Here is a 24,694-nt window from a genome sequence, read left to right on the forward strand (position 1 = left end):
GGGATACGCTTTGCCATGGAATTCCCCCTGTTGCGTAATGCGGACAACACCATGTCAAGCCAGTTATACAGCTTGTCCGTAGTTGTCAAACGGGATATATCCGCCGATCTGTCACGCCGCCGAACGCGGCACCAACCATCGGAGGTATACCATGCGCGACTTCGTTTCCCGGCTTCTCGTCCTTGCCGTTTTGCTCCTGCTGCTCCCGTGTTTCTCCTCCCCGGCCCTGGCCGACGCCCAGGGCGGAAAAGTCCTGCTGATCGTCGCCCCCAGCGACTTCGAGGCCACCGAGTACACCAACACCCGCAAGGTTCTGGAGGCGGCGGGCGCGACCTGCACCGTGGCCTCCACCAAGGTCGGCTCCCTCAAGAGCAACAAGAACCTGCGCGTCCAGTCCGACCTGGCTCTGGAGGACGTGCGGACGGCCGACTATGACGCCGTGGTCGTCATCGGCGGCAACGGCATAAAGAGACTCTGGCATAACGCCCAGGCCCACCGCGTGGTGCGCGAGGCCGCCGAGCAGGGCAAGGTGGTGGCCGCCATCTGCGCCGCCCCCGGCGTCCTGGCCAATGCCGGGGTCATGAAGGGCCGCAAGGGCACCGCCAACGCCAAGAGCGGCGCGGGCGGCGAGCTGGAGGGCAACGGCTGCGAATACACCCGGACCAACGTCGAGGTGGACGGCAAGTTCGTGACCGCCAACGGCCCCAAGGCCGCGACGGCCTTCGGCGAAGCCATCGCCGCCGCTCTGTAGTTCACGACACGCAAAAGGGTCCGGACCATGCAGGTCCGGACCCTTTTTTTGCGCGCAGCCGGGGTCGGGCTACCAGTCCACCGGCAGCTTGACCTTTTGCCCGGCCTTGTTGGTGAAGAAGATGTGGCCGTGCTCGCGGCCGAACAGATAGACGTCGCGGGTCACGGCCACGTCCTGACGGCAATACTCGGTGATCAGGTCGAGCCGCCCTTCCTTCCACCACTTCAGCGCCATGAGCCCGTCGGCGGACTTGCCCACGCCCAGCGTGGCCCCGGCCACGTTGTCGAGCTTCACCCGGTAGCCGAGCCGGTCGTTTATCTCCACCAGCAGGTCGAGGTTCGGCAGGGACCGGAACCGGAACGGGTGCAGCCCGCCGAGCACGGCATAGTCGAATTTCACGTGGTTGAAGCCGATGACCAGGTCGAACGCCTTGAGGTGCGTGACCAGCTCGTCCATTTGGTCCTGCTCGTAATCGTACATGGCCTCCTCGCCGGAATCCCAGAGGCAGGCCACGGACACGCCCATGCGGTCGGCGCGGCCCCAGCCGCCCACCTCGTCGGCGGAGTAGCGGGTCTCTATGTCGAGCACGCCGAACCGCTTCGGCGCGGGCTTCTTCAGGTCGATGCCGGGCAGGGTGTTCACGTCGATCTCCTTTACGGTCACGGAGTTGGGGTCGCCCGACCGGATGGCCTCCAGCACGAACCGGGCGGCGCGCTTGTCGATGGGCCGGTTGCCCGACCCGCACTTGGGGGAATGGACGCAGGACGGGCAGCCCAGCTCGCACGGGCAGTCCGAAATGGTCTTGAGCGTGGTCCCCACCAGCTCGTCGGCGCGCTCGAACGCCTGGCGCACCAGCCCGGCCCCGCCGGGCATGCCGTCGTAGATGAAGACCGCCGGGCCTTCCACCTGGGGATGCATGGGGGTGGAGATGCCGCCCAGGTCGTTGCGGTCGGCCATGACCAGCAGCGGCAGCATGCCGATGGCCGCGTGCTCGAAGGCGTGGATACCGCCCATGAAATGCAGATACTCGTCCTCGCACCGCCGGCGGATGTCGTGGCCGATGTCGAACCAGATGGCCTCGGTCTCGAAGACCTGGTCCGGCAGATCCAGGGGGATGATGCCCAGCAGCTTGCCGCCGCGCACGGACCGCTTCTCGTATCCGGTGATCTGTTCCGTGACCCGCACCCGCCCGAAATGCACGGGGATGCCGAAGCACGGCTTGCTGCCCAGGACCTCCAGGATCTCCGTGTCCTTGGCCCCCCTGGGACGGGTGTAGTAGCCGACCCGCTCGGGCGCGGCCAGCACCGCCCCGCTCCCGAAATCGATGTCCCGGATGACGTAGGTCCGGCCCCGGTGCAGGTAGACCGCGCCCGGATGGGTCTCGCGGTAGGCGCGGTGGGCGTCGATGGTCCCGATGATCTCCTTGCGCCCGGCCCCGCCAGAGACGTCCTCGATGTGCAATTGGCTGCCCGCGCCCCGCAGGTCCACGTCCCGGTGAGGCCGCTTCAGATGACTGACGATCTCGGCGGCGTGGCCGGGCAGGTCCGGCTCCACTTCGAACAGCCGCCCCAGCTCGACCAGCTCGTCCACGCGGCTCCCCACTTCCTCCTCGCGCAGGAACTCCTCGCCCCGGCGCAGGGTCAGTTCGGCGGCGGCGCAGACCAGGTGGCGGTCCATGATCACCGGGTTGTACGGGTTGAGCATGGCCGACTCCGGCGGGCGCGAGAAGAAATCGTCCGGGTTGCGCATGAAATACTGGTCCAGGGCGTCCTCCTGGGCGATGAGCGCCACCGCGGAATCCCGCTGGCTGCGGCCCACGCGCCCGCCCCGCTGCAAGGTGGCCATGATCGAGCCGGGGTAGCCGACCATGATGCACACGTCCAACCCGCCGATGTCGATGCCCAGCTCGAGCGCCGAGGTGGAGATCACCGCCAGCAGCTCGCCGTCCGACATCTTGGCCTCGATCTCGCGCCGCTCCTCTGGCAGGAACCCGGCCCGGTAGGCGGAAATCCGCCCCTTGAACTCCCCGCTGCGCTCCGCCGCCCAAAGCGAGATCAACTCGGTCATCTTGCGCGACTGGCAGTAGACGATGGTCCGCAACCCCCGCGCCAGGGCCGCCCGAAGCAGTTGTATCGCCGCCTGCGACGGGCTGGCGTCCGGGTTCAGGAAGACCATGTGCCGCCCGCCGCGCGCCGCGCCCGACTCCAAAATCGGGTGCACGTCCAGCCCGGTCAGCATGCGGCACAGCTGGGCCGGGTTGCCGATCGTCGCGGAGCAGAACACGAAGGTCGGGTTCGCGCCGTAGTATCGGCACAGCCGCATGAGCCGCCGGAAGACCATGGCCATGTGCCCGCCCATGACGCCCCGGTAGGTGTGCACCTCGTCCACCACGATGTGCGTCAGCCCGGCCAGGAACTCGGCCCAGCCCGCGTGGTGCGGCAGCATGGACAGATGGACCATCTCCGGGTTCGACAAGATCACGTTGGGCGGCGAATTCCTGATCTTCTTGCGGAAATGCGGCGTGGTGTCGCCGTCGTAGATGGCCGCCGTGGGCCTGCGCTCCTCCTGGCCGTCCAAGGGCAGCAGCGCGGCCAATTCATTGAACCCCTTCAATTGGTCCTGGGCCAATGCCTTGAGCGGAAACAGATACAGCGCCTTGGCCTCGGGATCGGCCAGAATGCGCTCCATGACCGGCAGGTTGTAGGTCAGGGTCTTGCCGCTGGCCGTGGGCGTGGCCACCACCACGTGGCGTCCGGCGCGAACGCGGTCGCACGCCTCGGCCTGATGGTCGTACAACCGGTCGATGCCGAGCAGCGAAAGCGCACCGCGCAGGGGCGCGGGCCACGGGCGACGCACCTCGCCGAAACGGGCATCGCCGCCCTCGATGATCCGATAATGGGCGATCTGATGGGCCATGCGCTCGGAATCGAGCATGGCCGATACGTATTCGGTGACGGGATTCTCCACGCCCGAACCCTACTGCGCCCACCCGCCCGAAGCAAGCCGGGAAATGACAGGTGGAAGACGTCTCCGGCGGCCAGGGGGGAAGGGGAAGAGGGGCACCCTTTGGAAAAGGGCTCCCCCTCTTCCCCTTCCCCCCTGGACCCCCCAACCCCATCTCCCCTCCTAAACTTTTTGGGTCGCTTCGCGAGGTGGGGCTGACAAGGGGAAACGGCGCCCTGCCCCTCAGACACAAAACGCAAAACCACCCCGCCCCGGCACGGACACGAGCGAAGCGAGCGACACAAAGTTTTGGAAAAGGGAGGGATGGGGGTCTGGGGGAAGGGAGGGAAAACCCTTTCTCAAAAGGTTTTTCCCTCCCTTCCCCCAGCCGCCGGAGGCATGCTTATTTCATTTTGACGAAGCGGCAGAAGTCTTCGGCCAGGGCGAGCTTGAGCCGGGCGAGTTCGGGCTCGTCCATGCGCGCGAAGGCAAAGGCGAAGACCGGGTAGGCTTTGTAATCAATTTTTCGTAATTCCAAAGTGTTGGAAAACATCGATTGGAATCCCTGGTAGTCGATGGAACCGATGGACTCGCGGTCGGTGCCGGGCGGCAGGTCGCCGATGACCATGACCACGGCCTGGCCCTTGTTGGCTTCGAGGATGGCGTCCCAATCCGGGCGCAGCTCCTTGAAATAGCACTCGTAGGGATTGAAGTCCCAGGCCAGGTTGGTGATATCGGCCACGCACCAGCCCGCGAACCGCAGGGGGTTGGCCTCGATGGGCAGGATGTCGCCCTCGGGGGTGACGCGGACCTCGATATGGGTGACGAAGTTGTTGAACCCGCACTCGCGGCCCACGTCGCGGACGTACTCGGTGAAGGGCAGGAGCCAGGTCTCGATGATCCGGGCCGAGGTGTAGTAGAGACGGTCCGAGACGTCGGCGGCGGACAGGAAGTGGTGGTGCAGGATGTTGGTGATCACCGGGTTGCCCTCGGCGTCGTAGTAGACGTCGATGGCGTATTCCTCGCCGTCGATGACCTGCTCAAGGATGAACTCGGCCCCGCTGACCACGGCCTCGGGGTATTCGGCGTTGAGGGCCGCGCGTTCGGTTTCGATGGCTTCGAGGGTGGCGGGCCAGTCCGCGAGGTCGTTGACCACGTGCACGCCGAGGCTGAAGAATCCGCGTGCGGGCTTGATCACGAAGGGGACGGGGAAATCCGAGAGGTCGAGGCCGGAGAGACCGGCGTGGGACACGCGCAGGAATCTGTAGTCCGGGTGCAGGTTGGCCACGGTCTCGCGGAACAGCGCCTTGTCCTTGCAGATGTCCACCTGTCGGGCGAGGTCCTCGTTGCACCGGCAGCGCAGGACGTGTTCCAGCCCGTTCTCGGAGTTGGTGTAGACCTTGCCGCCCAGGGCGAGCCGGGCGGAAAACTCGATCTCGTCGATGTAGTCGAGCGGAACGCCGCCCGCCAGCTCTCGCACCTGCGGGGTGTCGAGCACGGGCAGGCCCAGGTCGCGGACGGATTCGACCAGAAACTTGGAAACGTAGGGGTAGTCGAGGACGATCATCTATTTCGCCTTGCCCGTGAGGCCGTATTTTTTCAGTTTATACTGAAGGTTGGACTTGGACAGGCCGAGCATCTCGGCGGCCTTTACCTGGACGAAGTCGGTGCGCACCAGGGCGCGCTTGACCAGGGCTCCCTCGATCTTGTCCATGGTGTCCGCGAGGTTGAGGCGGGTGGGCAGGAGGTCCACGGCGGACTTGAACTGGGAATCCTCGTCCTTGATCTCGGGCGGCAGGTCGTCGGCGTCGATGACGTCGCCGCGCGCCAGGACCGTGCACCGCTCGACCACGTTTTCGAGCTGGCGGACGTTGCCCGGCCATTCGAAGGCGGACATGTAATCCATGGCCGCCGAGGTGAACCCGGTGATGGCCGACTGGTTTTCCTTGTTGTATTTTTCGAGGAAGTGCGCGGCCAGCAGCGGGATGTCCTCGCGCCGCTCGCGCAGGGGCGGCATGAAGATGGAGACCACGTTGAGGCGGTAGAAGAGGTCCTCGCGGAACTCGCCCCGGGCCACGGAGTCCTGGAGATTCTTGTTGGTGGCGGCCACGATGCGGATATCCACGTCCAGGGTCTCGGCGCCGCCCACGCGCTCGATCTGGTGCTCCTGGAGCACGCGCAAGAGCTTGACCTGGAGCTCCGGGGTCAGCTCGCCGATCTCGTCCAGGAAGAGCGTGCCCTTGTTGGCCTGTTCGAACCGCCCCTTGCGCATGGCCGTGGCCCCGGTGAAGGAGCCCTTTTCGTGGCCGAAGAGTTCGGATTCCAGCACGCCGGGGTTGAGCGCCATGCAGTTGACCGTGACGAACGGGGCCTCGCGCCGGGGCGACGAGGTGTGGATGGCGCGGGCGATGAGCTCCTTGCCGGTGCCGGATTCGCCCAGGATGAGCACCGTGGACTTGCTTGGCGCGGCGCGATCCACCATGTCCAGGACCTGGTGCATGCCCTTGCCGCGCGCGATGATGTTGTCCTTGGAGTAGCGGTCGCGGATCTCGCGTTTGAGGCGGATGTTCTCCTGCTGAGTGGCGGCGTACTGCACGGCCTTGGAGATGGACAGCAGCAGCTCCTCGTTGGCGAACGGCTTGGTGATGTAGTCGAAGGCCCCGATGCGCATGGCCTCCACAGCGGCCTCGATGGACCCGAAGGCGGTCATGATCAGCACCGGGATGTGCGGATAATTCTTCTTGCAGTGCTCCAGCACGTCCTGGCCGGTGAGGCCCGGCATCTTCATGTCGGTCAGGACCACGTCCACCTCGGAATCCTCCAGATAGGCCAGCCCCATCTCCGGGTCGGACAGGGTGGTCACGCTGTACCCCTCGTCCTCCAGGATGGATTCCAGGATGAGCAGATAGTTTTTCTCGTCGTCAAGTATCAGTATATTGGCGGCCATTCGGTCTCCCGCAGGTATAGTTCGCAAATCAACAATCGGGACGATAGACCAAGACGGGCCGAAATCCAAGGGCCATCGCGGCTTCACCGGGAATTCACCGTTCCGTGCTGGATTGTCGCTCCGTGCCGTGATATTGTCCCGCCATGGCTGAAAAGGAAAAAATCGAACTGCGCAAGCGGCTCATGGCCCGCCGCGCCGCGCTTTCCGCCGAGGAGATCGCCGAGGCGTCGAGCCGCGTGGTGCAGTTGGTGCGGACCCTGTTCGAATGGAAGAACGCCAACGAGGCGCTGATCTACTGGCCCATCAAGGGCGAGGTGGACCTGCGCCCGCTGGTGGCCGAGCTGTGGCAGCGCGGCTGCCGCGTGCTCCTGCCCCGCTGCCGACCGGACACGCCGGGAGAGATGGACCTGGCCTGCGCCGCCTGCGAGGACGAACTGGTCCCCGGCCCGTTCTCCCTGATGGAGCCGGACGCGGTGAAATGCCCGCCCGTGCAGGAATGTTGCCCGGAGATCGCGCTCATCCCCGGCATCGGCTTCGACCGCAAGGGCAACCGACTGGGGTTCGGCGGCGGCTACTACGACCGCCTGCTGGCCACCGAGCAGATGCGCGACACCCTGGTGGTCGGCGTGGCCTACGAGTTCCAGCTCATCGACGACATCCCTACCCAGCCCTGGGACAAGCCCGTGGACGTGGTCTGCACCGAAGAGGAACTATGGCGGCCATAGCGTTCTTCCCCTTCGAGTTCGTGGACATCCCGCAGGTCGGCTGCGCCTTCACCTCCCGCCGGGGCGGGGTCTCCGAACCGCCGCACGACTCGGCCAACATCTCCTTCGACGTGGGCGACGACCCGCAGGCCGCGGCCGCCAACCGGCGCGCGGTCTTCGAGCGCATGGGGCTGACCGGCTGGTGCGAGCTGAACCAGGTGCACGGCGACGTCATCCACTTCGACCCCGCGCCCCACGCGCCCGAGGAGCACGCGCGGCTTGACGGCGACGGCATGACCACGGCGGCACCGGGCCACGGCCTGGTGATCAAGACCGCCGACTGCCAGCCCATCCTCCTGGCCCACCGCTCGGGCAGGTATGTGGCCGGGCTGCACGCGGGCTGGCGCGGCAACAAGATCGACTTCCCCGGCTCCGGCGTGCGCCGCTTCTGCGATCGATACGACCTGAAGCCCAGGGACATCTTCGCCGTGCGCGGCCCGTCCCTCGGGCCCGCGGCCGCCGAGTTCGTCAACTTCGAGACCGACTTCGGCCCATCGTTCCGCCCCTGGTTCGACCCGGCCGCCAAAACCGTGGACCTCTGGCGGCTGACCCGCGATCAGCTGATGAACGCGGGCGTGCCCGAGAAGCAGATATTCGGCATGGACCTGTGCACCCTGACCATGGAGGAGACCTTCTTCTCCTACCGCAAGGCGTGCGCCTCCCCGGTCCGCGAAACCGGGCGGCAGTGCGGGATCATCTGGATCAGGGCGTAGCGCGCCGCCCGGCCACCCCGGGCAAGACTTTTACACCGACTTGCTGTACACCCTCCCCATGGGCACGCTCGTCAAGCTTATCGTCATCCTCGGCCTGATCTTCCTGATCGTCGGCCAGTTCACCCGGTCCAAGGCCGAGCGGGTGCAGCGCCGCGACAAGTGGACCAACGTCCTGCTGATCATCGTCATCGCCATGCTCGGCCTGTCCATCCTGTCCAACTTCCTGACCCGGTAGCGCCCATGGGACGGCCCGCGTTCCCGCACATCCCCTGGCACGGGCCGGACTCCGGCGCCTGCTCCCCGCGCGTGCTCGGCATCAATCCCTGGATCACCGATTTCGCGGCCTTCAACGTCTGGTCGCGCCCCGCCGGGCTGCTCGCCTGCCTCGACATGCTGCGCCGTTCCGGAGCGACCGTGGCCCTGCTCGACTGTCTGGACCCCACCTGGGAGACCCGCCCGGACCTCGGCCTGAAGTGGCCCGCGCCCGGCAAGTACGGCACCGGCCACTATCCCAAGGAGGAGATCGAGCCGCCCGCCCCGCTCGCCTTCATGGACCGCCGCTACTCCCGCTACGGGTTGCCGCGCGAGCAGGTGAAGGAGGCGCTGGCCGCACTCGATCCGATCCCGGACGCGGTGCTGGTCACGACCATCATGACCTATTGGTATCCCGGCGCACTGGACGTCCTCGATATCTGCGCCGAGCTGTGGCCCGACGTACCCCGGTTCCTGGGCGGGACCTACGCGACCCTGTGCGGGGAACACGCGGCCCGTCACGCCGACGCCCACCTCCAGCAAGGGCCGCTCGAAGCCCCGGCCAACTGGGCGGCCTTTTGGCAACTGATTGATTTCGATGCCCCGCAACCGCCAGCAAACGCAGGGCTTTCATTGGCGCTCGACCTTTACGCCGATCCCGTTTATTCCCTCGTTCTCGGCTCGCGAGGCTGCCCGTTTTCCTGCGAATACTGCGCCAGCCACGCCCTGTATCCGCGCTTTGATCAGGGTACGCCCAATGCGGTCATGGAGACCATACAATCCGAGTACGAACGGGGGGTGCGCGACTTCGCGTTCTATGACGACGCCCTGCTGGTCAACCCTGACCGCTGGCTGTGGCCGGTCCTCGACGCGCTGCCCGAAACCTGTCCCGGCATCCGGCTGCACACGCCCAACGCCATGCACGTCCGGCACCTGACGCCCGAGGTCTGCACGCGGCTCAAAGCGGCGGGGCTGGTCACGGTGCGACTCGGCCTGGAGACCACGGACTTCGATCATCGCCACGACGTCAAATTGACCCGCGACCAGTGGGAGGCCGGGGCGCGCAACCTCCTGGACGCGGGTTTCGACCTCGACGACGTGGGTGTCTACATCCTCTTCGGCCTGCCCGGCCAGGACCTCTCCAACGTGGAGCAGGCCGTGCGCCACGTTCGTTCCTACGGTTTCCGCCCCCATCTCGCCCACTACACCCCCATCCCCGGCTCGCCCATGTTCGAGACGGCCTGTCAGGCCAGCCCGTACCCGCTGGCCGACGAGCCGCTCTGCCAGAACAATTCCATTTGGCCCTGCGTGCCGGGTGGATTCAACTGGGACGAGGCCAAACGGTGGAAGCTGCTGTTGCAGGGAATCGGGGAGTAGCCTTCGCTTCTTGTTCCTTTGAAGAGGAAGGAGCGCGGGAGAGTCGTCCGCGCGTCCGCGTCTGGTGTTCCCCTGTCGCGATGCGTCGTTTTGCGCTTTTACAGCGCCTTACTTTTTGGCTTGCGCCCCAAAAAGTAAGCAAAAAGTGCGCTCACGGTGCGGCGGCGCGAAAACAGTGGCCAAGAGCCTGTAAGCGCCTCCCGCTGCCCTGACGGCATGTCTGCCGAGGCAGACTCAGTCGGGCTCCGCTTCGGCGCTTGAAACAGGCTCTAGGCCCCGGTTTCCGAATGACCGCTCTTCGGGCCGGGACCGTCCGAGCGTGGGAGGGTGTGGGGAAGAGGATGGTCGCGGGGAGGTTGTGGGTTTGGTGGGAGTGAGTGCGGATTCCTTTTTGTGGATGAGAGGAAGAGGGAGGAGCGCGGTGGGTTTGGGCCGCGCGTCCGCGACTGGGGTTTTGCCTGTCGCGAAAGACCGTTTTGCGCTCTTACAGCGCCTTACTTTTTGGCTGGCGCCCCAAAAAGTAAGCAAAAAGTGCGCTGCGGTGCGGCGGAGCGAAAACAGTGGCCAAGAGCCTGTAAGCGCCTTCCGCTGCCCTGACGGCATGTCTGCCGGGGCAGACTCAGTCGGGCTGCGCTTCGGCGCTTGAGACAGGCTCTAGGCCCCGGTTTCCGAATGACCGCTCTTCGGGCCGGAACTGTCCGAGCGTGGGAGGGTGTGGGGAAGAGGATGGTCGCGGGGAGGTTGTGGGTTTGGTGGGAGTGAGTGCGGATTCCTTTTTGTGGATGAGAGGAAGAGGGAGGAGCGCGGTGGGTTTGGGCCGCGCGTCCGCGACTGGGGTTTTGCCTGTCGCGAAAGACCGTTTTGCGCTCTTACAGCGCCTTACTTTTTGGCTGGCGCCCCAAAAAGTAAGCAAAAAGTGCGCTGCGGTGCGGCGGAGCGAAAACAGTGGCCAAGAGCCTGTAAGCGCCTTCCGCTGCCCTGACGGCATGTCTGCCGGGGCAGACTCAGTCGGGCTGCGCTTCGGCGCTTGAGACAGGCTCTAGGCCCCGGTTTCCGAATGACCGCTCTTCGGGCCGGAACTGTCCGAGCGTGGGAGGGTGTGGGGAAGAGGATGGTCGCGGGGAGGTTGGGGATTTGGCGGGAGAGTATACGGATTTCTTTTTATGGATGAGAGGAAGAGGGAGGAGCGCGGTGGGTTTGGGCCGCGCGTCCGCGTCTGGGGTTTTTCCTGTTGTGGGAGACCGTTTTGCGCTTTTACAGCGCCTTACTTTTTGGCTTGCGCCCCAAAAAGTAAGCAAAAAGTGCGCTTGCGGTGCGGCGGCGCGAAAACAGTGGCCAAGAGCCTGTAAGCGCCTTTCGCTGCCCTGACGGCATGTCTGCCGAGGCAGACTCAGTCGGGCTGCGCTTCGGCGCTTGAAACAGGCTCTAGGCCCCGGTTTCCGGATGACCGCTCTTCGGGCGAGGGATTGTCCGAGCGTGGGTGGTAAGGCACAAAAGGGAGGAGCGCGGTAAAGACGTCCGCGCGTCCGCGTCTGGTGTACCCTTGTCGCGAGAAGCCGTTTTGCGCTTTTACAGCGCCTTACTTTTTGGCTTGCGCCCCAAAAAGTAAGCAAAAAGCGCGCTGCGGTGCGGCGGCGCGAAAACAGTGGCCAAGAGCCTGTAAGCGCCTTTCGCTGCCCTGACGGCATGTCTGCCGGGGCAGACTCAGTCGGGCTCCACTTCGGCGCTTGAAACAGGCTCTAGGCCCCGGTTTCCGAATGACCGCTCTTCGGACGAAGGCCGTCCGAGCGTGAGAGGGATGGCAAAAGAGGTCAAATGCGGAAGGACAAATCAACTCCAAACCATCCCCTCTCGCGCCTTTGAGGCGCAGCCTCAAACAGCCGTCACCTCCACAGCCCCGTCCATCGCACCCCGGAGCGACTTGGGGCGCAGCCCCAACAGCGGCTCTCATCACCCAAGCCCCGCCCAACGGACCTCCCCTGGAGCGCCTTGGGGCGCAGCCCCAACAGCGGCTTTCATACCCCGCCAAGTCTTACGAAGGCCCTCCCATGGAACACCTTTGAGGCGCAGCCTCAAAGAGTGGCTCTCCTACCCCGAAGTCCCGTCCGAAGGCCCCTCTTCCTTCGCCCTTCGTACCGTCAAGCAGCACGCAGCGAGCCCTGTTCTGGACGCCTAGAAGCCGACCGCGAAGGGGCGGCGGCTCCGTTCTCGTGGCCCCTCGGTATCCCTTAAAAGGGGCGTTCCCGTGGAGGCTCGGACTCTACTTTTGATCAGATGGAGCCGCCCCGAGCGGATCGGATTCTCAGCGGCCAAACTCCGGGCGGGGATGCCCCCCCGGCGTTTCTTTGGTTCTTTCTTTTCGCCCGGAAAAGAAAGAACCCCGCCGGGAGGGCTCCAAAAAAACACGGAGGAGCGCCAGCGACGGCTCTCCTCTTTCTTCTTCCCTTTTTTCTCTTCTTCCCTCCATTCTTCTTTTCCTCAAAAAATGACCCCCTTCCTCCCCACCCTTAATACACCCTTTGACTCCCCCCACGGAGTGTGGGAAATAACCCCCATGTTCAACGTGACGGCTCTCATCGCCGAAGAACATATCCGCAAAGCCCAGGAAGAAGGCAAATTCGACGACCTCGAAGGGAGGGGGCTCCCCCTCCGGCCCGACGAGGCGGCGAACCTGCCCCCGGAACTGCGCATGGCTTACCGGATACTCAGGAGTTCGGGCTACCTGCCCCCGGAGATCACCGAGGAAAAGGAGATTTCCCAGGCCATCGACCTCCTGGAACACCTTGAGGACGAGCAGGAACGGTACCGCCAGATGCAGAAGCTCAACGTGATGATCATGCAGATGAACGAGCGACGCGGGCGGCCGGTGACCCTGGACAATTCGGGCGACTATTACCGCCGCATCGTGGAAAAGGTCCGCGTGGCGGAAAACAAATTTGGAAAGACCGGCGTGAAAAACAACGGCAACAAAGAGTAATTTATGCACAAATTCGGCATGATCGCCCTGATCGGGCCGCCCAACGCGGGCAAGTCCACCCTGATGAACACCTATCTCGGCCAGAAGGTCGCCATCGTCTCGCCCAAGCCGCAGACCACGCGCAACCGGATCAGCGGCATCCTGACCACTGACGAGGCCCAGATCGTTTTCCTGGACACCCCCGGCATCCACCGGCTGCGCGGCAAGATGAACCGCTTCCTGCTGGAGTCCGCGTGGAACGCGCTGGCCTCGTCGGATGCGGTGGTGGTCCTGCTGGACGCGGCGCTGTATTGCGCCAAACCGCAGCTCCTGGACAAGGAGATCGCGCCCCTGGTCAAGCCGGTGAGCGAAGCGGGCCGTCCCGTTCTGGTGGCCGTGAACAAGATCGACCGGATCAAGGAGAAGGACCAGCTGCTGCCGTTCATGGCCCGGTTGTCCGAGCTGTGGCCCGAGGCGGAGTTCGTCCCGGTGTCCGCCCTCAAGGGCAAGGGGACCAACGAGCTGCTGGAGCGCATCCTGGCGCTCACCCCGGAAGGCCCGCAGATGTTCCCGGAAGACCAGATTTCCACGGTCCCCGTGCGGTTCATGGCCTCGGAGATCATCCGCGAGAAGCTCTTCTATTCGCTCAGGCAGGAGCTGCCCTATTCCACGGCCGTGGAAATCGAGCAGTGGGACGAGACCACGCGCGAGGACATGGTGGTCATCAACGCGGTCATCTACACCTCGCGCAAGAGCCACAAGGGCATGATCATCGGCAAGCAGGGCGCGAACCTCAAGGAAATCGGCTCCCAGGCGCGCAAGGACATCGCGGAGCTGACCGGCACCAAGGTCCACCTGGAGCTGTGGGTCAAGGTCCGCGAAGGCTGGACCGAAGATCCCGGATTTCTTCGTTCCTTGGGCCTCGGCGAATAATTATCACCCGCACATTATAAAGGGGTTGCGCAGAAATTTGTATCGGGCATTGTGCCCTAATGCCCCAAAAGCCCATTCTCGCCGGGAGCGTATCTCCCCTGCATCCGTTCAAGACCGCGGCGGTTTTGGCCCTGGCCCTCTGGCTGGGCGTCCTCTGCGTGCGCCCGGCCGCAGGGGCGGACCACGTCACGGCCGTGGTCCTGCGCGACCTGCCGCCCCTGTACACCACGGACGCCAAGGACCGGCCCGACGGCTACGCCCTGGACATCTTCCGGGAGGTAGCCCACCGTGCCGGGCTGACCTACGACCTGTTCGTGGTCGGCAGCTGGACCGAGGCCCTGGACGCCATCCGCTCCGGCCGGGCCGACGTCATGCCCGGCATCGGCATCTCCCCTGCGCGTAAGGCCGAGTTCCGCTTTGCCGGGATATTCGAGACCATCCCCGTGTCCTGCTTCATACGCTCCGACTCCCGGAACATCCGATCCATCGACGACCTGCCGGGACTGCGCACCGCGGTCCTGAGCAGCAGCGCGGCCCAGACCAAGCTCGGCAGACGGCCGGGCATGCGGCTGCTTTCCTACAACACCCTGGACGAGGCCCTGTTCAACCTCCTGGCCGGGCATGCGGACGCCCTTGTGGGACCCGCCCCCGTGGTCTGGAAAAAGGCCATCGAGATCAAGGTGGACAACCATCTGCGGCAGGTGGGGGAGCCGCTCATGGAGCTCAAGCGCGGCTACCTGCTCCGCAAGGGGGATGCGGAGCTGGCCCGGCGGTTCGACGAGGCGCTGTCCAATTTCGTCGGCACGCCGGGATTCCGGGAATTGTATCTCAAATGGTGGGGCGAACCCAAGCCGTTCTGGACCGTGCTCCGGGTCATGCTGGCCGCGCTGGCGGCCATGGTCGCCATGGCCGTGGCCTTTGCCGTGTGGCGCTGGCGGTCCGTGTCCGCCCTCAACCGCGACCTCCGGGCGGCCATGACGGACCTGCTCCAGGCCCAGGACCGGCTGACGGCCAGCGAGGCGCGGCTGAACCGGGCGCAGGAGCTGACCGCCCTCGGCAGCTTCGAACGGGACCTGATCACCGGCGAGGGCTACTGGTCAGAGGGAATGAGCAAACTGCTCGGGTTTCCGCCCATGGACCGGGCGCCGGCCCTGAATTCGTTCGTCGAGCAGATCCATCCCGACGACCGCGAGGAGTACCTCCGGGGCGTGGCCATCATCTGCCCGGAAAATCCGACCTACGAGACGGACTTCCGATTCAAGCCCAAAGGCGATGAGGAATACCGTTACGCCTCCTGCCGCTACTCCCACCTGTTCGACAGGGACGGGTTTCCGGTGCGGCGCATCGGGGCCATCCAGGACATCACCGAACGCAAGCGCATCGAGGCCGAGCTGCGCGAGGCCAAGGAGCGGGCCGAGGCCGCCAACCTGGCCAAGAGCGAATTCCTGGCCAACATGAGCCACGAGCTGCGCACGCCCCTGAACGGGGCCATGGGCATGCTCCAGCTCATGGCCCTGGACGAGCTGTCCGAAACTCACCGCGACTACGTTCAGACGGCCCTGTTCTCCTGCCGCAACCTGACCGGACTGCTCAGCGACATCCTGGACCTGTCCAAGGTCGAGGCGGGCAAGCTGGAGCTGTCGCCCCAGCCCCTGTGCCCGGCCGAGCTGCTTGGGCTGGTCCGCGATACCTTCCATCACACAGCCGAGACCAAGGGCATCCGCCTGGTCGTCCGGCTGGACGAGTCCACCCCTGACCGGGTGGTGGGCGACCCCGCCCGGCTGCGCCAGATTCTGTTCAACCTCGCGGGCAACGCCATCAAGTTCACGGAGAGCGGCGAGGTGACCGTGGAAGTCTCCCGGGTGGGCGACTCGGGCCCGGACCGCTGCCGCCTGCTCTTCACGGTCAGCGACACGGGCATCGGCGTGGCGGACGAGGCCGTGGAGCGCATCTTCGGCCCGTTCATCCAGGTGGACGGGGCGTACACCAGGCGGTTCCAGGGTACGGGACTGGGGCTGCACATCGTCAAGCGGCTGGCCGGGCTCATGGGCGGCAGCCTGAGCATCGAAAGCGAACAGGGCGTGGGCACGTCCGTCCATTTCTGCGCCGCCTTCGACATCGCCGAGCCGGAACCGGCCTGCGGGCCGCTGGTCACCGACCCGATTCCCGGGACCGGCAGGCCGCTGCGCATCCTCATCGCCGAGGACGAACGGGTCAACCGCGTGGCCCTGTCCCGCATGGTGGAGCGGCTGGGCCACACCGCCCTGTGCGCGGCCAACGGCCGGGAGGCCCTGGACGCAGTGGAGCGCGAACCGTTCGACCTCATCCTCATGGACATCCAGATGCCGGACATGAACGGGCTGGAGGCCACCGCCGCTCTGCGCACAGACCCGCTCTACCGGGCCCACGCCCGCCTGCCCGTGGTGGCCATGACCGCCCACGCCATGGCCGGGGACCGGGAGCGGTTCATCCGGGCCGGGATGGACGGCTACCTGGCCAAGCCAGCCGACCTGGGCCAGCTCAAGGACGTCCTCGACCGCTTCAGCCACTGACCCCGAAAAAGCGAAGGCCGCCGTCCCCCGGTTGGGGGACAGCGGCCGTTCAGCCGGGTCGTTCGGAGCCTACTCGTGCTCTTCGAACCCCTGGGCCTGCTTGTACGCTTCCCACTCCTCGTGGGTCACCACGCCGTCCCTGTCCGCGTCGGCCCGGTCGAAGACCGAGGTATCGCCCTCGGAAAAGGCGACCAGGAATTCGCCCTTGGACATGGAGCCGTCGGCGTCCGCGTCCAACGAATTGAAGCAGACGTTGTAGTTGGTGCGCGCAGCCACGGGCTGGCAGAGGAGCAGCGCGAACGCCGCCGCCAGGATCAGTTTCTTCATCCTGTTCTCCAGGTTGTTGTTAGCCTTCGATGAACCCCGTCACGACGCCGATGAACTTCTCGAGCGCGTCCTTGGGGTCCGCTCCGTTTTCCATGGATTCCGCATAGCATTTGATCAGATACCGCTTCAGAATGAGCTTGTTGGCGGACTGGAGCGCGGAACGGACGGCCCGCATCTGGACCAGAATATCCTGGCATTCCTTGCCGGACTCGATCATGCCCTGGATGCCCCGGACCTGACCTTCGATGCGCTTCATGCGGGAGAGTACGTTCTTCTTGATCGCCTGCTCTTCCGCGGTCATGGCTTCATCCATTTCAGTCTCCTTTGTCTCGGTCCACGTTCCCGTTGCCCTGCCATGCTCTTTACCGTACTGTCGTAGGGTATTTTCCAATGCAAATGCGGGGGTTGCCTTCATGCCGATATCCCAGTCGAAAATAGTGCTTCTCAATCTAATGGAGTTGTGCGTCGCCGTGTTTCGGGGACCGGGCCGGGAAGACTGGTCCCGGCTGGCAGACACTGCCTTGCCTCAACTCCTCGACCATGTCCAGGCTTTTCCCGGATTCCCTTCCGGACCGCTCCGGGACATGGCCCACGCCCTCGCGCCGCTGGCGGAATCCGGCGACTTCTCCGACCTGGAGACCGAGTACGTCCGCCTGTTCATCGCCGGTCCCGGCGGCATCCCGGCTCCGCTCTACGAATCCTGCCACCTGGGCAACGAGCGCCGGACCATGGGCCGGAGCGCCCTGGACATGCGCGACCGCCTGGCGGCCGCCGGGCTTTCGGTCGCCCTGGACTCCAACGAGCCGCCCGACCACCTGACCCTGGAGCTGGAGTATCTCTACCACCTCTGCGCCGAGGGCTGGGCCAGTGATCCAGCCCTGGCCGAACAGGCCGAAGCCTTCGCCGCCCAGGTCATGCTCCCGTGGGTCCGCCGCTTCCGCGACGCCCTGGCCGGGGCCGACCCGCATCCCGTCTACCTGGGCGCGGCGGACATCGTCGTGGCCGTACTCGAGAGGGTCCCGGACGCCTAGTCCGCGCCCTCGGCCCGGACCACCGCCGACCGCAGCACGCTCAGGAACTGCTCGTCCGGCTCGAAATAACCGCGCTTGATCAGCTCGATGTTCCAGGTCCCGTCTCCCTTGGCCCGGACCAGGTAGGCCAGCGGCAACTCGGCCTGGCCGAGGCATTCGAATATCTGCCCGCTCTTGTCCGAGAACAGCGGATAGGCCACGTCGTAGTGCTTGCGGAACCGGACCACCTGCTGGTTCGAGTCGTAGATGCCCAGGCCGATGATCTTGAGCTGCCCGTGCAGCACCGGGTCCGCCTCCACGAGCTTGAAGAACCGCGTCAGCTTCTTGGTCTCGGCCACGCAGTCGTTGCACAGGGTGTTGTAGAGCTGGATGAGCACGAACCGCGCCTTGAGCTCGGACAACTCCAGGAACCGCGCGCCCTCGGGCAGCTCCAGGTATTCCCGGTCCTCGTCGCCGTTGAGCACCGCCACCCGGCAGGTGGGGAAGTCGTCGCCCACGGCCAGGACGTGCTTCTCCTCGGTCTTGCCTTCCACCAGGGTCGGATGCTTCTCCTTCCAGCCGTGAAAGCCGCCTGGGTACCGGTAGACGTTGGTATAACCGAGACGCGCTGCCCAGCGCGCCGCAATGGAGCTGCGCAGTCACCTGAAGCTCCGGCAGTAGACGACCAGCATCCGGTCCTTGTCCGGGCCGAGCAGGTCCTGCAGGGCCTGGCGCTTGGCCTGCGGCAGCTCGATGTCGTCGCCCAGGTCGAACTCCAGGTTCGCCGCCCCGGGGAGATGCCCGGCCGCGAACTCGTAGTCCGCGCGGGCGTCCAACAGGACCATGTCCGCCTTTTCGTCCACGAGCTTCCTGAGCCCGTCGTCGTCCAGCAGCAGGTAACCGTCGCGGTCCGCCTCGGCCTGGGCAGAAGCCCACCATATCTCGGTCTCGTCGGCCAGCGCGGGCCGGACGGGCAGAAAACACAAGGCGAGGAGCAGCCATGCAACACAGGTGATCGGTCTTTGCATCTTTGCTCCCCGCCTTTTTTATTCTCGGCGTGCCGGGGATGTTCCCGGCCGTGTCGGTCGATCCCTACTTGTTGGGATGGACCTCATAGCTGTTGTCGCTGCCGAAGGAGTTGGTGGCTTCCAGGTAGAAGACCTTCTCCACCTCGGGGCGCAGGTCCTTGAACAGGTAGAACGCCTCGCCCGCCCGAGCGCCGGAGGCGCAGGAGAAGACGATGGGCTTGTCGGTCGGGATCTCGGCGGCCTGCTTCTCGATCATGTCCACGGTCATGTTCACGGCGGACGGGAAGTGACCGGCGGCGTACTCTTCGGGATCACGCACGTCGATCAGCAGGATGGAATCGGGATTGCTCTTGATGGTCGCCAGGAACCACTCGGTGTCCACGGCGCCTTCGGCCTCGCCGGCCATGACGGCGCCGGTGTCGGCCGCGCCGAACATCTCCTTCCAGCCGGGGTAGCCGGCCTCGGCCACGAGCACGTTCTTGTAGCCCAGGTAACGGGCCTTGACCGCGGACTTGTGGGACAGGGCGCAGGCATAGCCGCCGCAGTAGTAGATCAGGGTCACGTTGGCCTTGTCCACGGGCAGCATGCCGCGCTTGGCCGCGAAGTCCTTCTCGGGGATACCGACGGCGGAGGGGATGGCCCCTTCCAGGAACTTCTTGTACGGGCGGGCGTCGATGACCAGCTGCTGGTCACCGGCGGCGATGCGCTCGCTCAGGTTCTCCAGGCCGATGGAATAGTACGGCGCGTTCTTCTTCCAGTCCGGGAAACCGGCGGCGTAGACCTTGATGTTGGTGTAGCCCAGGGCCTCGGCCGCATAGGCGGACTTGTGGGACAGCGGGCAGTCGAATCCGCCGCAGTAGAAGATCAGCAGCGCGCCCTTGTTCGCGGGCAGCTTGTCCGTCATCTTGTCGAACTGGCTGGCCGGGATGGACACGGCGGTGGGGATGTACCCCTCGACGTACTTGGGCTTGTAGGGACGCGAATCGATGACCATCACGTCCTTGGGCTGGGGCATCTTCGCGTACTTGGCCACGAAGGCGTAGTCCACGATGGCGGTATACTGCTTGAACGCGGGCTTCTTCCCGTCCTGAGCCGCTGCGGGCCCGGCCATAGCCGCCACCATGAACGCCAGCACGACGGCCACGGCAATCAACTTCTTGTGCATGACACACTCCCTTCCTAAAGGATTGTTTTTTCCCGCCTGCGCGGGACCCTCTTTCTATGCTACTCCGAGCCCTCGGACCCGGATCTGACCTTTTCCCACCACAGCCGGTGATGGTGCTTGGCGTAGTCGCCCGGCACCACGCCGGTGAACATGGACTTGAAACCGGGCCGCTCCTCCGGGGAGATGGCGGCCATGTAGACGTGGACCAGGAGACCGGCGAAGACCAGCCCCACACCGATGAAGTGCAGGGTCACGGCCCAGCCGACCATGCCCGTGGACTCGGCCCCGAAGGTCCGGTCGGAGAGGTACATGATCACGCCGGTGACGGCGATGACGATGCCGCCCACCACCGAGGCCTGGGCAAACGCCTTCTGGCCCATGTTGTAGTATCCCTGGTCGGGCAGGTCGGGGCTCGCGCCCACGGCCTTGAGCGCCTTGGGACCCAGGGTCATGAGGATCATCTTCTTGAACATCCAGGCCATGTCGCGGGCCGGGCTGACCGCGAAAACCTCGGCCAGGAAGAACTTCGCGCCCCGGAAATTGACCAGCAGGTAGAGCAGGAAGCCCGCGATCCAGACCAGGCCGATGAACTCGTGGATGGCCAGCAGGTTTCCGCCGCCGCCCACCAGGGAACGCAGCGCCTCGGGATAGCCGGAACCGAACGGGTCGATGTCCGGGTTCTGGATCAGCCCCACGCCGGTGAGCAGGAGCAGCAGCCAACAGGCCGCGTTGAACCAGTGGATGAAGATGTCGGACCTGTCGTGTCGCTTGTAGGTCTTGCTAGGCATCGCCGTCCTCCTTGTGGTCGGTGCCGGAACCGGCAAACAGCTGCCGTCCGAGCATGGCCAGGACGCCGAGGCCGGACAGGGCCACGACTCCCTTGATCAGCGGGGCGGTCTGCTTCATGGCCACCATGGACGCGGGGATCACGGCCTCGCGGCCCCACTCGCCCGGACCGGGATCGCCCAGGTAGTACATGTTCGGCTTGGTGTCGGTCTTGGCCGCCACGCGGGTCAGCCGCTCCTTGTTCTTGTTGTAGAGGATGCCCGCCGCGCTGGCCGGGTCGTTGATGTCGCCGAAGACCCGCGCCTTGGTCGGGCAGGTGTCCACGCACGCGGGGGGCAGCCCTGCGGCGCGTCGCTCCGGGCAGTAGTTGCACTTGTCCGCCTTGCGCTTGACCTCGTTGCGGAAACGGGCGTCGTACGGGCAGGCCGGGATGCAGTTGCCGCAGCCGATGCACAGGGCGTCGTCGATGACCACCTCGCCGGTGACCGTGTCCTTGTAGGTCGCGCCCGTGGGACAGGCCGACACGCAGGTGGGGTTTTCGCAGTGCATGCACGCGCCGGGCTGGAAGCGCGGCTTGCCGTCGCCCCTGCCCGGGACCGCCGGTGCGCCGGTGGTCTTGATCCAGTTGCGGAACTGCCCTTCGGGGACCTCGTTGGCCACCTTGCAGGCCGCCACGCACGCCTTGCAGTCGATGCACTTGGCCGCATCGATGACCATGGCGAGTTGCTGTGCCATTACGCCACCTTCCTTGTTACGGAGACAAACGTGGTGTGCATGGACGCGTTGCCGGTGATGGCGTCGTAATCGTCGTCCAGCAGTTCGTTGATGGATGCGCCGTTGTTGTGGGACAGGTGCTGCATGGTGGACAGGGTGTTGAACCCCGAGAGCATGAACACGGTGTCCGGGCGAATCCTGTCCGTGACCTCGGCCTTGAGCTCCTGGCGGCCCACGGGGCTGGAGACCTCGACAAGGTCACCGTCGCCGATGCCCAGGTTCCCGGCCGCCTCGGTATTCAGCCACAGGGTGTTGGTGGGCATGAACTCGTGGAGCAGGGCGTTGTTGGTGGTCGAGGTCTGGGTGATCATGGCGTTGCGGCCGATGACCATGCGGAACTGGTTCTCGGGCGGGGAGTCGGGCTCCTTGTACACGGGCAGCGGGTCGATGCCCATCTGCTCGTACCGCTGGTTGTACAGCTCCACCTTCTTGGAAAGGGTCTTGTAGATGCGGCCGTCGTAGATGCCGTAGACCTTGGACGGGTTGTAGTACACGCCGTCGCGGTCCATGACCCCCAGGGCCTCCGGGATGTCGCGGGTCTGCATCTCGCGGTACTCCTCGATGGTGAAGTCGAAGTACTCGCCCAGCTCCATCCTGCCCGCGATACCCTTCATGATGTCGAACAGGGGCCTGGACTCGTAGAGCGGCTCGATGACCGGGTCGCGCTTGACCACGCAGGCGCAGGCCACGGACCCTTGCAGGCCGGAGCACGGGTCGGTGCGCTCCAGGTAGCTCTGGGAGGGCAGGACCAGGTCGGCCATCCAGGCGGTGTCGGACATGGCGATGTCCACCACGGTGACGAAGTCCATCTTGTTCATCATCTCGATGGTCTTCTTGCGGTTGGGGGCCGTGCCCATGGGGTTGGTCTTGTAGATGAACCAGCCGCGGATGGGGTACGGATCGTCGGCCAGGACCGCGTCGCGGGTGACCAGGAAGGACCCCTCGTGCTCGAACATCATCGGCACCTTGTGGGCGTCGATGCGGTCCTCCTGGTTCTCGTCGTACCAGGGGGCGTCGTAGGGCACGCCCTTGAGGCCCACCTGGCGCGCGGCCAGCAGCCCGCCGGGCTTGTCCCAGTTGCCGAGCAGCCCATTGACGATGGCGAAGCTGCGGCGGATCTGGGTGGAATCCTCATAATCCGAGGTGCGGCGGCCGGGATAGACCATGGAGGCCGGGGCCGCCGCTGCCAGCTCGCGGGCCATGCGGGTGATGTCCTCGGCCGGGATGCCGCACTGCTCGCTGGCGAAGCCGGGGGTATACGGCTGCACGTGGGCCGTGAGCTGCTCGATGCCGTAGGTCTTCTCCTCAATCCACTGGGGATCGTAGAGCTTCTCGTTGATGATCACGTGGGCCAGGGCGAGCATGAAGGCCATGTCCGTGCCGGGCCTGACCGGATACCACTCGTGGGACAGGGCCGCGGTCTTGGTGTAGCGCGGGTCCAGGGTGACCAGCTTGCAGCCGTTTTCGCGGATGGCGGTCATCAGGTCGATGGAGTCCGGGGTGACCAGCGCCTCGAAGCGGTTGGCCCCGACCATCATCACGTACTTGGAATTGAGGACGTCGGCGAAGGGGACCTCGCCGAAGGTGTCGAGGAAGGCGCGGCTGCCCGAGACCAGGCACAGGGATTCGTGCGAGGTCACGTTGAAGGAGCCGTAGACTTCGGCGAACCGGCCCACGAACTGCGAGTGCAGGTCGGTGCCCGCCGTGAACAGCTGCCCGCAGGGGGTATACTTGTCACGGACCTCGGCCATCTTCTGGGCGGCCATGTCCAGGGCCTCGTCCCAGGGGATGCGCTGCCACTTGCCCTCGCCGCGTTCGCCCTTGCGAAGCAGCGGGTGCTTGAGGCGGTCCGGGTCGTAGACCTGGGCCAACCCCGCGTTGCCGCGCGCGCACAGCATGCCCCTGGACTTGAGAAACTTGGGATTGGGGTCGAGCTTCTTGACGACCCCGTCTTCAACCCGGGCGATGAGCCCGCACTTGTTGAAACAAATGTCGCAGGCCGAGAATTTGGATTCCCAGGCGGGCTTGGGCGCCGCTGCCGCGTGCGACTTGGTCAGGCCGCCGAGCAGCGCAGGGCCGCCCACCGCCCCTGCCGCGACCAGGCCGGTGGCCCTGAAAAAATCGCGACGGGACATAGTCTGCTTGGAATTGGGCACTGAGTACCTCCGAACGTCCGCTTGTGTTGCATGTTCACGGCTCCCGACCGGCCGGTTGTTCCGGCTCGCGGCCGGGGGAGCCGCCGTATGGCGCGGCCCGGCTCCTCCACCGGTCCGCGCGGACGCCGCGCCGGGATTGCCCGGCGCGGCGCCGTCAGGGCGCTAGCTGCACTTGGCCGGGGACGGGGAGTCCTTGGCGTAGTCGTGCAGATAGGAGAAGATGTCGTTCAAATCCTTCTCGTTCACGGTCCAGTCCGGGCTGCACTTGATCTTGGACGTATCCGAGAACATGGCGGTCCACTCGGCCTGGGTCTTGGATGCCGGGCTGAGGTCGCTGGCGGTCTGGCCGTGACAGGAACGGCAGTTCTTGCGGTACAGGAACTTGCCCTTGCGGGCGTTGCCGCCACCCATGGCAAAGGCCATGGATACGGCGAAAACGGTGATCAGGGCGGTTGCGGTGGCCAGGATGAGCTTGCTTTTCATGGTGCCTCCAAAGTTGACTGTTGCTCTCTGCAAAGGGTTTTTCCCACTCTCGCCGACCCTAAGGCCCGGCGCTATGTCCCAACAATTATAACCTGTACCCGGTATGGGCGTTTCGATTCCCATATACCCATACCGGGTATAGGTGTCAAGGGGGTCGGATAGAGAAAATAAATGCCTCACAAAAAAAGCGGACACCTCGCCAATAGGCTTTACCGACAAACCGAATTATTGGTATAGCAGGCGAAATAGCTATTCCGACAAGGAGGCCCCATGTTCCGTTTCTTGGCAAAAACGATCAGAGCGGTCGCGCCTACGGGTTCGCGGAGCGCATCGCTCATCGTCCTTCTGATGCTGTTCCTGCTCGCCGCCACCCCGGCCTTGGCCATGGACCGCGCCCAGACGGTCGGGTCCATCAAGACCCTCACCGGCGAGGTCTTCATCGAGCGCAACGGGGAGAAACTGGTGGCCGAGGTGGGCGGCTATCTGCTTGAGGGCGATACGCTGGTCACCGGAGAGAACTCCTCGATCGGCGTCATCTTCCGCGACGACACCATCCTTTCCCTGGGGTCCCGGTCCACGGTCCGCATCGACCGCTTCGTCTTCGACCCGGCGGCGGAAAACATGAGTTTCCTGACCAACGTCAGAAAGGGCACCGTCCAGTTCATCTCCGGTCAGATGACCAGGCTCCAGCCCGGCAGCATGGTCGTCGAAACCCCGTTGTCCACCATCGGCATCCGGGGCACCCGTTTCCTCATCAAGGTGGACTAGGAGCGCGCC

The 24,694-nt window shown here is 65.1% G+C and carries 21 protein-coding genes; 10 read left to right on the plus strand and 11 right to left on the minus strand.

Translation table 11 applies throughout. The annotated features are described in order from the left end of the window. Positions 1–151: 151 nt before the first annotated feature. Complete coding sequence (locus AWY79_RS01075) at positions 152–751, plus strand: DJ-1/PfpI family protein (RefSeq protein ID WP_078063552.1); 600 nt, start codon at positions 152–154, stop codon at positions 749–751. Positions 752–820: 69 nt separating this feature from the next. Here the strand turns inward: AWY79_RS01075 and AWY79_RS01080 are convergent, their stop codons facing one another. The 3 genes from AWY79_RS01080 to AWY79_RS01090 all read right to left on the minus strand — a co-directional run bounded on the left by AWY79_RS01080 (position 821) and on the right by AWY79_RS01090 (position 6,641). Next, complete coding sequence (locus AWY79_RS01080) at positions 821–3,718, minus strand: DEAD/DEAH box helicase (protein WP_066799259.1); 2,898 nt, start codon at positions 3,716–3,718, stop codon at positions 821–823. 379 nt (positions 3,719–4,097) lie between these two features. After that, positions 4,098–5,261 carry an ATP-grasp domain-containing protein gene (locus AWY79_RS01085; protein WP_066799260.1) on the minus strand — a complete coding sequence of 388 codons (1,164 nt, stop codon included), beginning with the start codon at positions 5,259–5,261 and terminating at the stop codon, positions 4,098–4,100. Continuing rightward, positions 5,262–6,641 carry a sigma-54-dependent transcriptional regulator gene (locus tag AWY79_RS01090; RefSeq protein WP_066799261.1) on the minus strand — a complete coding sequence of 460 codons (1,380 nt, stop codon included), beginning with the start codon at positions 6,639–6,641 and terminating at the stop codon, positions 5,262–5,264. Positions 6,642–6,784: 143 nt separating this feature from the next. Between AWY79_RS01090 and AWY79_RS01095 the strand changes: the two genes are divergently transcribed. The 7 genes from AWY79_RS01095 (at position 6,785) to AWY79_RS01125 (ending at position 16,188) form a co-directional block, all read left to right on the plus strand. Beyond that, entirely contained in the window at positions 6,785–7,366 is a 582-nt protein-coding gene (locus AWY79_RS01095; protein WP_066799262.1) for a 5-formyltetrahydrofolate cyclo-ligase, read from the plus strand. Beyond that, complete coding sequence (locus AWY79_RS01100) at positions 7,354–8,118, plus strand: purine nucleoside phosphorylase YfiH/LACC1 family protein (RefSeq protein WP_066799264.1); 765 nt, start codon at positions 7,354–7,356, stop codon at positions 8,116–8,118. Before AWY79_RS01095 ends, AWY79_RS01100 begins: the two co-directional genes overlap by 13 nt. A gap of 58 nt (positions 8,119–8,176) precedes the next feature. Next, complete coding sequence (locus AWY79_RS19070; RefSeq protein ID WP_199533828.1) at positions 8,177–8,353, plus strand: hypothetical protein; 177 nt, start codon at positions 8,177–8,179, stop codon at positions 8,351–8,353. Positions 8,354–8,358: 5 nt separating this feature from the next. Then, complete coding sequence (locus AWY79_RS01110; RefSeq protein ID WP_066799267.1) at positions 8,359–9,747, plus strand: B12-binding domain-containing radical SAM protein; 1,389 nt, start codon at positions 8,359–8,361, stop codon at positions 9,745–9,747. A gap of 2,554 nt (positions 9,748–12,301) precedes the next feature. Further along, complete coding sequence (locus AWY79_RS01115) at positions 12,302–12,724, plus strand: DnaJ family domain-containing protein (protein WP_066799269.1); 423 nt, start codon at positions 12,302–12,304, stop codon at positions 12,722–12,724. 3 nt (positions 12,725–12,727) lie between these two features. Further along, positions 12,728–13,636, plus strand: coding sequence for a GTPase Era (gene era, locus AWY79_RS01120; protein WP_066799271.1), 909 nt, complete (start codon positions 12,728–12,730; stop codon positions 13,634–13,636). A 59-nt stretch (positions 13,637–13,695) separates the two neighbouring features. Continuing rightward, on the plus strand, positions 13,696–16,188 hold the full coding sequence (locus AWY79_RS01125; RefSeq protein WP_066799276.1) for an ATP-binding protein: 2,493 nt from the start codon (positions 13,696–13,698) through the stop codon (positions 16,186–16,188). Between the two features lie 69 nt (positions 16,189–16,257). Here the strand turns inward: AWY79_RS01125 and AWY79_RS01130 are convergent, their stop codons facing one another. Beyond that, a complete protein-coding gene (locus AWY79_RS01130) occupies positions 16,258–16,515 on the minus strand; it encodes an EF-hand domain-containing protein (RefSeq protein WP_066799277.1) in 258 nt (85 codons plus the stop codon). A 19-nt stretch (positions 16,516–16,534) separates the two neighbouring features. Further along, positions 16,535–16,828 carry a metal-sensitive transcriptional regulator gene (locus AWY79_RS01135; protein WP_066799279.1) on the minus strand — a complete coding sequence of 98 codons (294 nt, stop codon included), beginning with the start codon at positions 16,826–16,828 and terminating at the stop codon, positions 16,535–16,537. 271 nt (positions 16,829–17,099) lie between these two features. Between AWY79_RS01135 and AWY79_RS18920 the strand changes: the two genes are divergently transcribed. Then, positions 17,100–17,546, plus strand: coding sequence for a TorD/DmsD family molecular chaperone (locus tag AWY79_RS18920; protein WP_066799281.1), 447 nt, complete (start codon positions 17,100–17,102; stop codon positions 17,544–17,546). On the opposite strand, the gene AWY79_RS19570 is transcribed toward AWY79_RS18920, so the two are convergent. From AWY79_RS19570 to AWY79_RS01175, 6 genes are all read right to left on the minus strand, one after another. Then, positions 17,543–18,553, minus strand: coding sequence for a rhodanese-like domain-containing protein (locus tag AWY79_RS19570; protein WP_271121205.1), 1,011 nt, complete (start codon positions 18,551–18,553; stop codon positions 17,543–17,545). The two genes, AWY79_RS18920 and AWY79_RS19570, sit on opposite strands and share 4 nt — an antisense overlap. A 64-nt stretch (positions 18,554–18,617) precedes the next feature. Continuing rightward, the gene (locus AWY79_RS01155; RefSeq protein WP_066799284.1) at positions 18,618–19,718 is read right to left on the minus strand and encodes a rhodanese-like domain-containing protein; all 1,101 of its coding nucleotides are present in this window, start codon (positions 19,716–19,718) and stop codon (positions 18,618–18,620) included. A gap of 59 nt (positions 19,719–19,777) precedes the next feature. Beyond that, complete coding sequence (locus tag AWY79_RS01160; RefSeq protein ID WP_066799285.1) at positions 19,778–20,506, minus strand: formate dehydrogenase subunit gamma; 729 nt, start codon at positions 20,504–20,506, stop codon at positions 19,778–19,780. Further along, positions 20,499–21,239, minus strand: coding sequence for a 4Fe-4S dicluster domain-containing protein (locus AWY79_RS01165; RefSeq protein ID WP_066799291.1), 741 nt, complete (start codon positions 21,237–21,239; stop codon positions 20,499–20,501). Before AWY79_RS01165 ends, AWY79_RS01160 begins: the two co-directional genes overlap by 8 nt. After that, positions 21,239–23,413 (minus strand): molybdopterin-containing oxidoreductase family protein, encoded by a 2,175-nt coding sequence (locus tag AWY79_RS01170; protein WP_066799293.1) that lies wholly within the window; start codon positions 23,411–23,413, stop codon positions 21,239–21,241. Before AWY79_RS01170 ends, AWY79_RS01165 begins: the two co-directional genes overlap by 1 nt. 183 nt (positions 23,414–23,596) lie before the next feature. Then, positions 23,597–23,917, minus strand: coding sequence for a c-type cytochrome (locus AWY79_RS01175; protein ID WP_066799295.1), 321 nt, complete (start codon positions 23,915–23,917; stop codon positions 23,597–23,599). 270 nt (positions 23,918–24,187) lie between these two features. Between AWY79_RS01175 and AWY79_RS01180 the strand changes: the two genes are divergently transcribed. Further along, positions 24,188–24,685: a FecR family protein gene (locus AWY79_RS01180; RefSeq protein ID WP_078063554.1), complete on the plus strand. Its 498-nt coding sequence runs from the start codon at positions 24,188–24,190 to the stop codon at positions 24,683–24,685. The last annotated feature ends 9 nt before the right edge of the window (positions 24,686–24,694 follow it).

The sequence above is a fragment of the Pseudodesulfovibrio indicus genome (assembly GCF_001563225.1).
Lineage (GTDB): Bacteria > Desulfobacterota > Desulfovibrionia > Desulfovibrionales > Desulfovibrionaceae > Pseudodesulfovibrio > Pseudodesulfovibrio indicus.

What these genes read in the sequence shown, in the direction of transcription:
- AWY79_RS01170 (WP_066799293.1), bottom strand. Translation starts at nt 23,413, where the DNA reads ATGTCCCGTCGCGATTTTTTCAGGGCCACCGGCCTGGTCGCGGCAGGG.
- AWY79_RS01155 (WP_066799284.1), bottom strand. Translation starts at nt 19,718, where the DNA reads ATGCACAAGAAGTTGATTGCCGTGGCCGTCGTGCTGGCGTTCATGGTG.
- AWY79_RS01090 (WP_066799261.1), bottom strand. Translation starts at nt 6,641, where the DNA reads ATGGCCGCCAATATACTGATACTTGACGACGAGAAAAACTATCTGCTC.
- era (WP_066799271.1), top strand. Translation starts at nt 12,728, where the DNA reads ATGCACAAATTCGGCATGATCGCCCTGATCGGGCCGCCCAACGCGGGC.
- AWY79_RS18920 (WP_066799281.1), top strand. Translation starts at nt 17,100, where the DNA reads ATGGCCCACGCCCTCGCGCCGCTGGCGGAATCCGGCGACTTCTCCGAC.
- AWY79_RS01095 (WP_066799262.1), top strand. Translation starts at nt 6,785, where the DNA reads ATGGCTGAAAAGGAAAAAATCGAACTGCGCAAGCGGCTCATGGCCCGC.
- AWY79_RS01130 (WP_066799277.1), bottom strand. Translation starts at nt 16,515, where the DNA reads ATGAAGAAACTGATCCTGGCGGCGGCGTTCGCGCTGCTCCTCTGCCAG.
- AWY79_RS01180 (WP_078063554.1), top strand. Translation starts at nt 24,188, where the DNA reads ATGTTCCGTTTCTTGGCAAAAACGATCAGAGCGGTCGCGCCTACGGGT.
- AWY79_RS01085 (WP_066799260.1), bottom strand. Translation starts at nt 5,261, where the DNA reads ATGATCGTCCTCGACTACCCCTACGTTTCCAAGTTTCTGGTCGAATCC.
- AWY79_RS01115 (WP_066799269.1), top strand. Translation starts at nt 12,302, where the DNA reads ATGTTCAACGTGACGGCTCTCATCGCCGAAGAACATATCCGCAAAGCC.
- AWY79_RS01160 (WP_066799285.1), bottom strand. Translation starts at nt 20,506, where the DNA reads ATGCCTAGCAAGACCTACAAGCGACACGACAGGTCCGACATCTTCATC.
- AWY79_RS01100 (WP_066799264.1), top strand. Translation starts at nt 7,354, where the DNA reads ATGGCGGCCATAGCGTTCTTCCCCTTCGAGTTCGTGGACATCCCGCAG.
- AWY79_RS01165 (WP_066799291.1), bottom strand. Translation starts at nt 21,239, where the DNA reads ATGGCACAGCAACTCGCCATGGTCATCGATGCGGCCAAGTGCATCGAC.
- AWY79_RS01110 (WP_066799267.1), top strand. Translation starts at nt 8,359, where the DNA reads ATGGGACGGCCCGCGTTCCCGCACATCCCCTGGCACGGGCCGGACTCC.
- AWY79_RS19070 (WP_199533828.1), top strand. Translation starts at nt 8,177, where the DNA reads ATGGGCACGCTCGTCAAGCTTATCGTCATCCTCGGCCTGATCTTCCTG.
- AWY79_RS01135 (WP_066799279.1), bottom strand. Translation starts at nt 16,828, where the DNA reads ATGGATGAAGCCATGACCGCGGAAGAGCAGGCGATCAAGAAGAACGTA.
- AWY79_RS01175 (WP_066799295.1), bottom strand. Translation starts at nt 23,917, where the DNA reads ATGAAAAGCAAGCTCATCCTGGCCACCGCAACCGCCCTGATCACCGTT.
- AWY79_RS01125 (WP_066799276.1), top strand. Translation starts at nt 13,696, where the DNA reads ATGCCCCAAAAGCCCATTCTCGCCGGGAGCGTATCTCCCCTGCATCCG.
- AWY79_RS01075 (WP_078063552.1), top strand. Translation starts at nt 152, where the DNA reads ATGCGCGACTTCGTTTCCCGGCTTCTCGTCCTTGCCGTTTTGCTCCTG.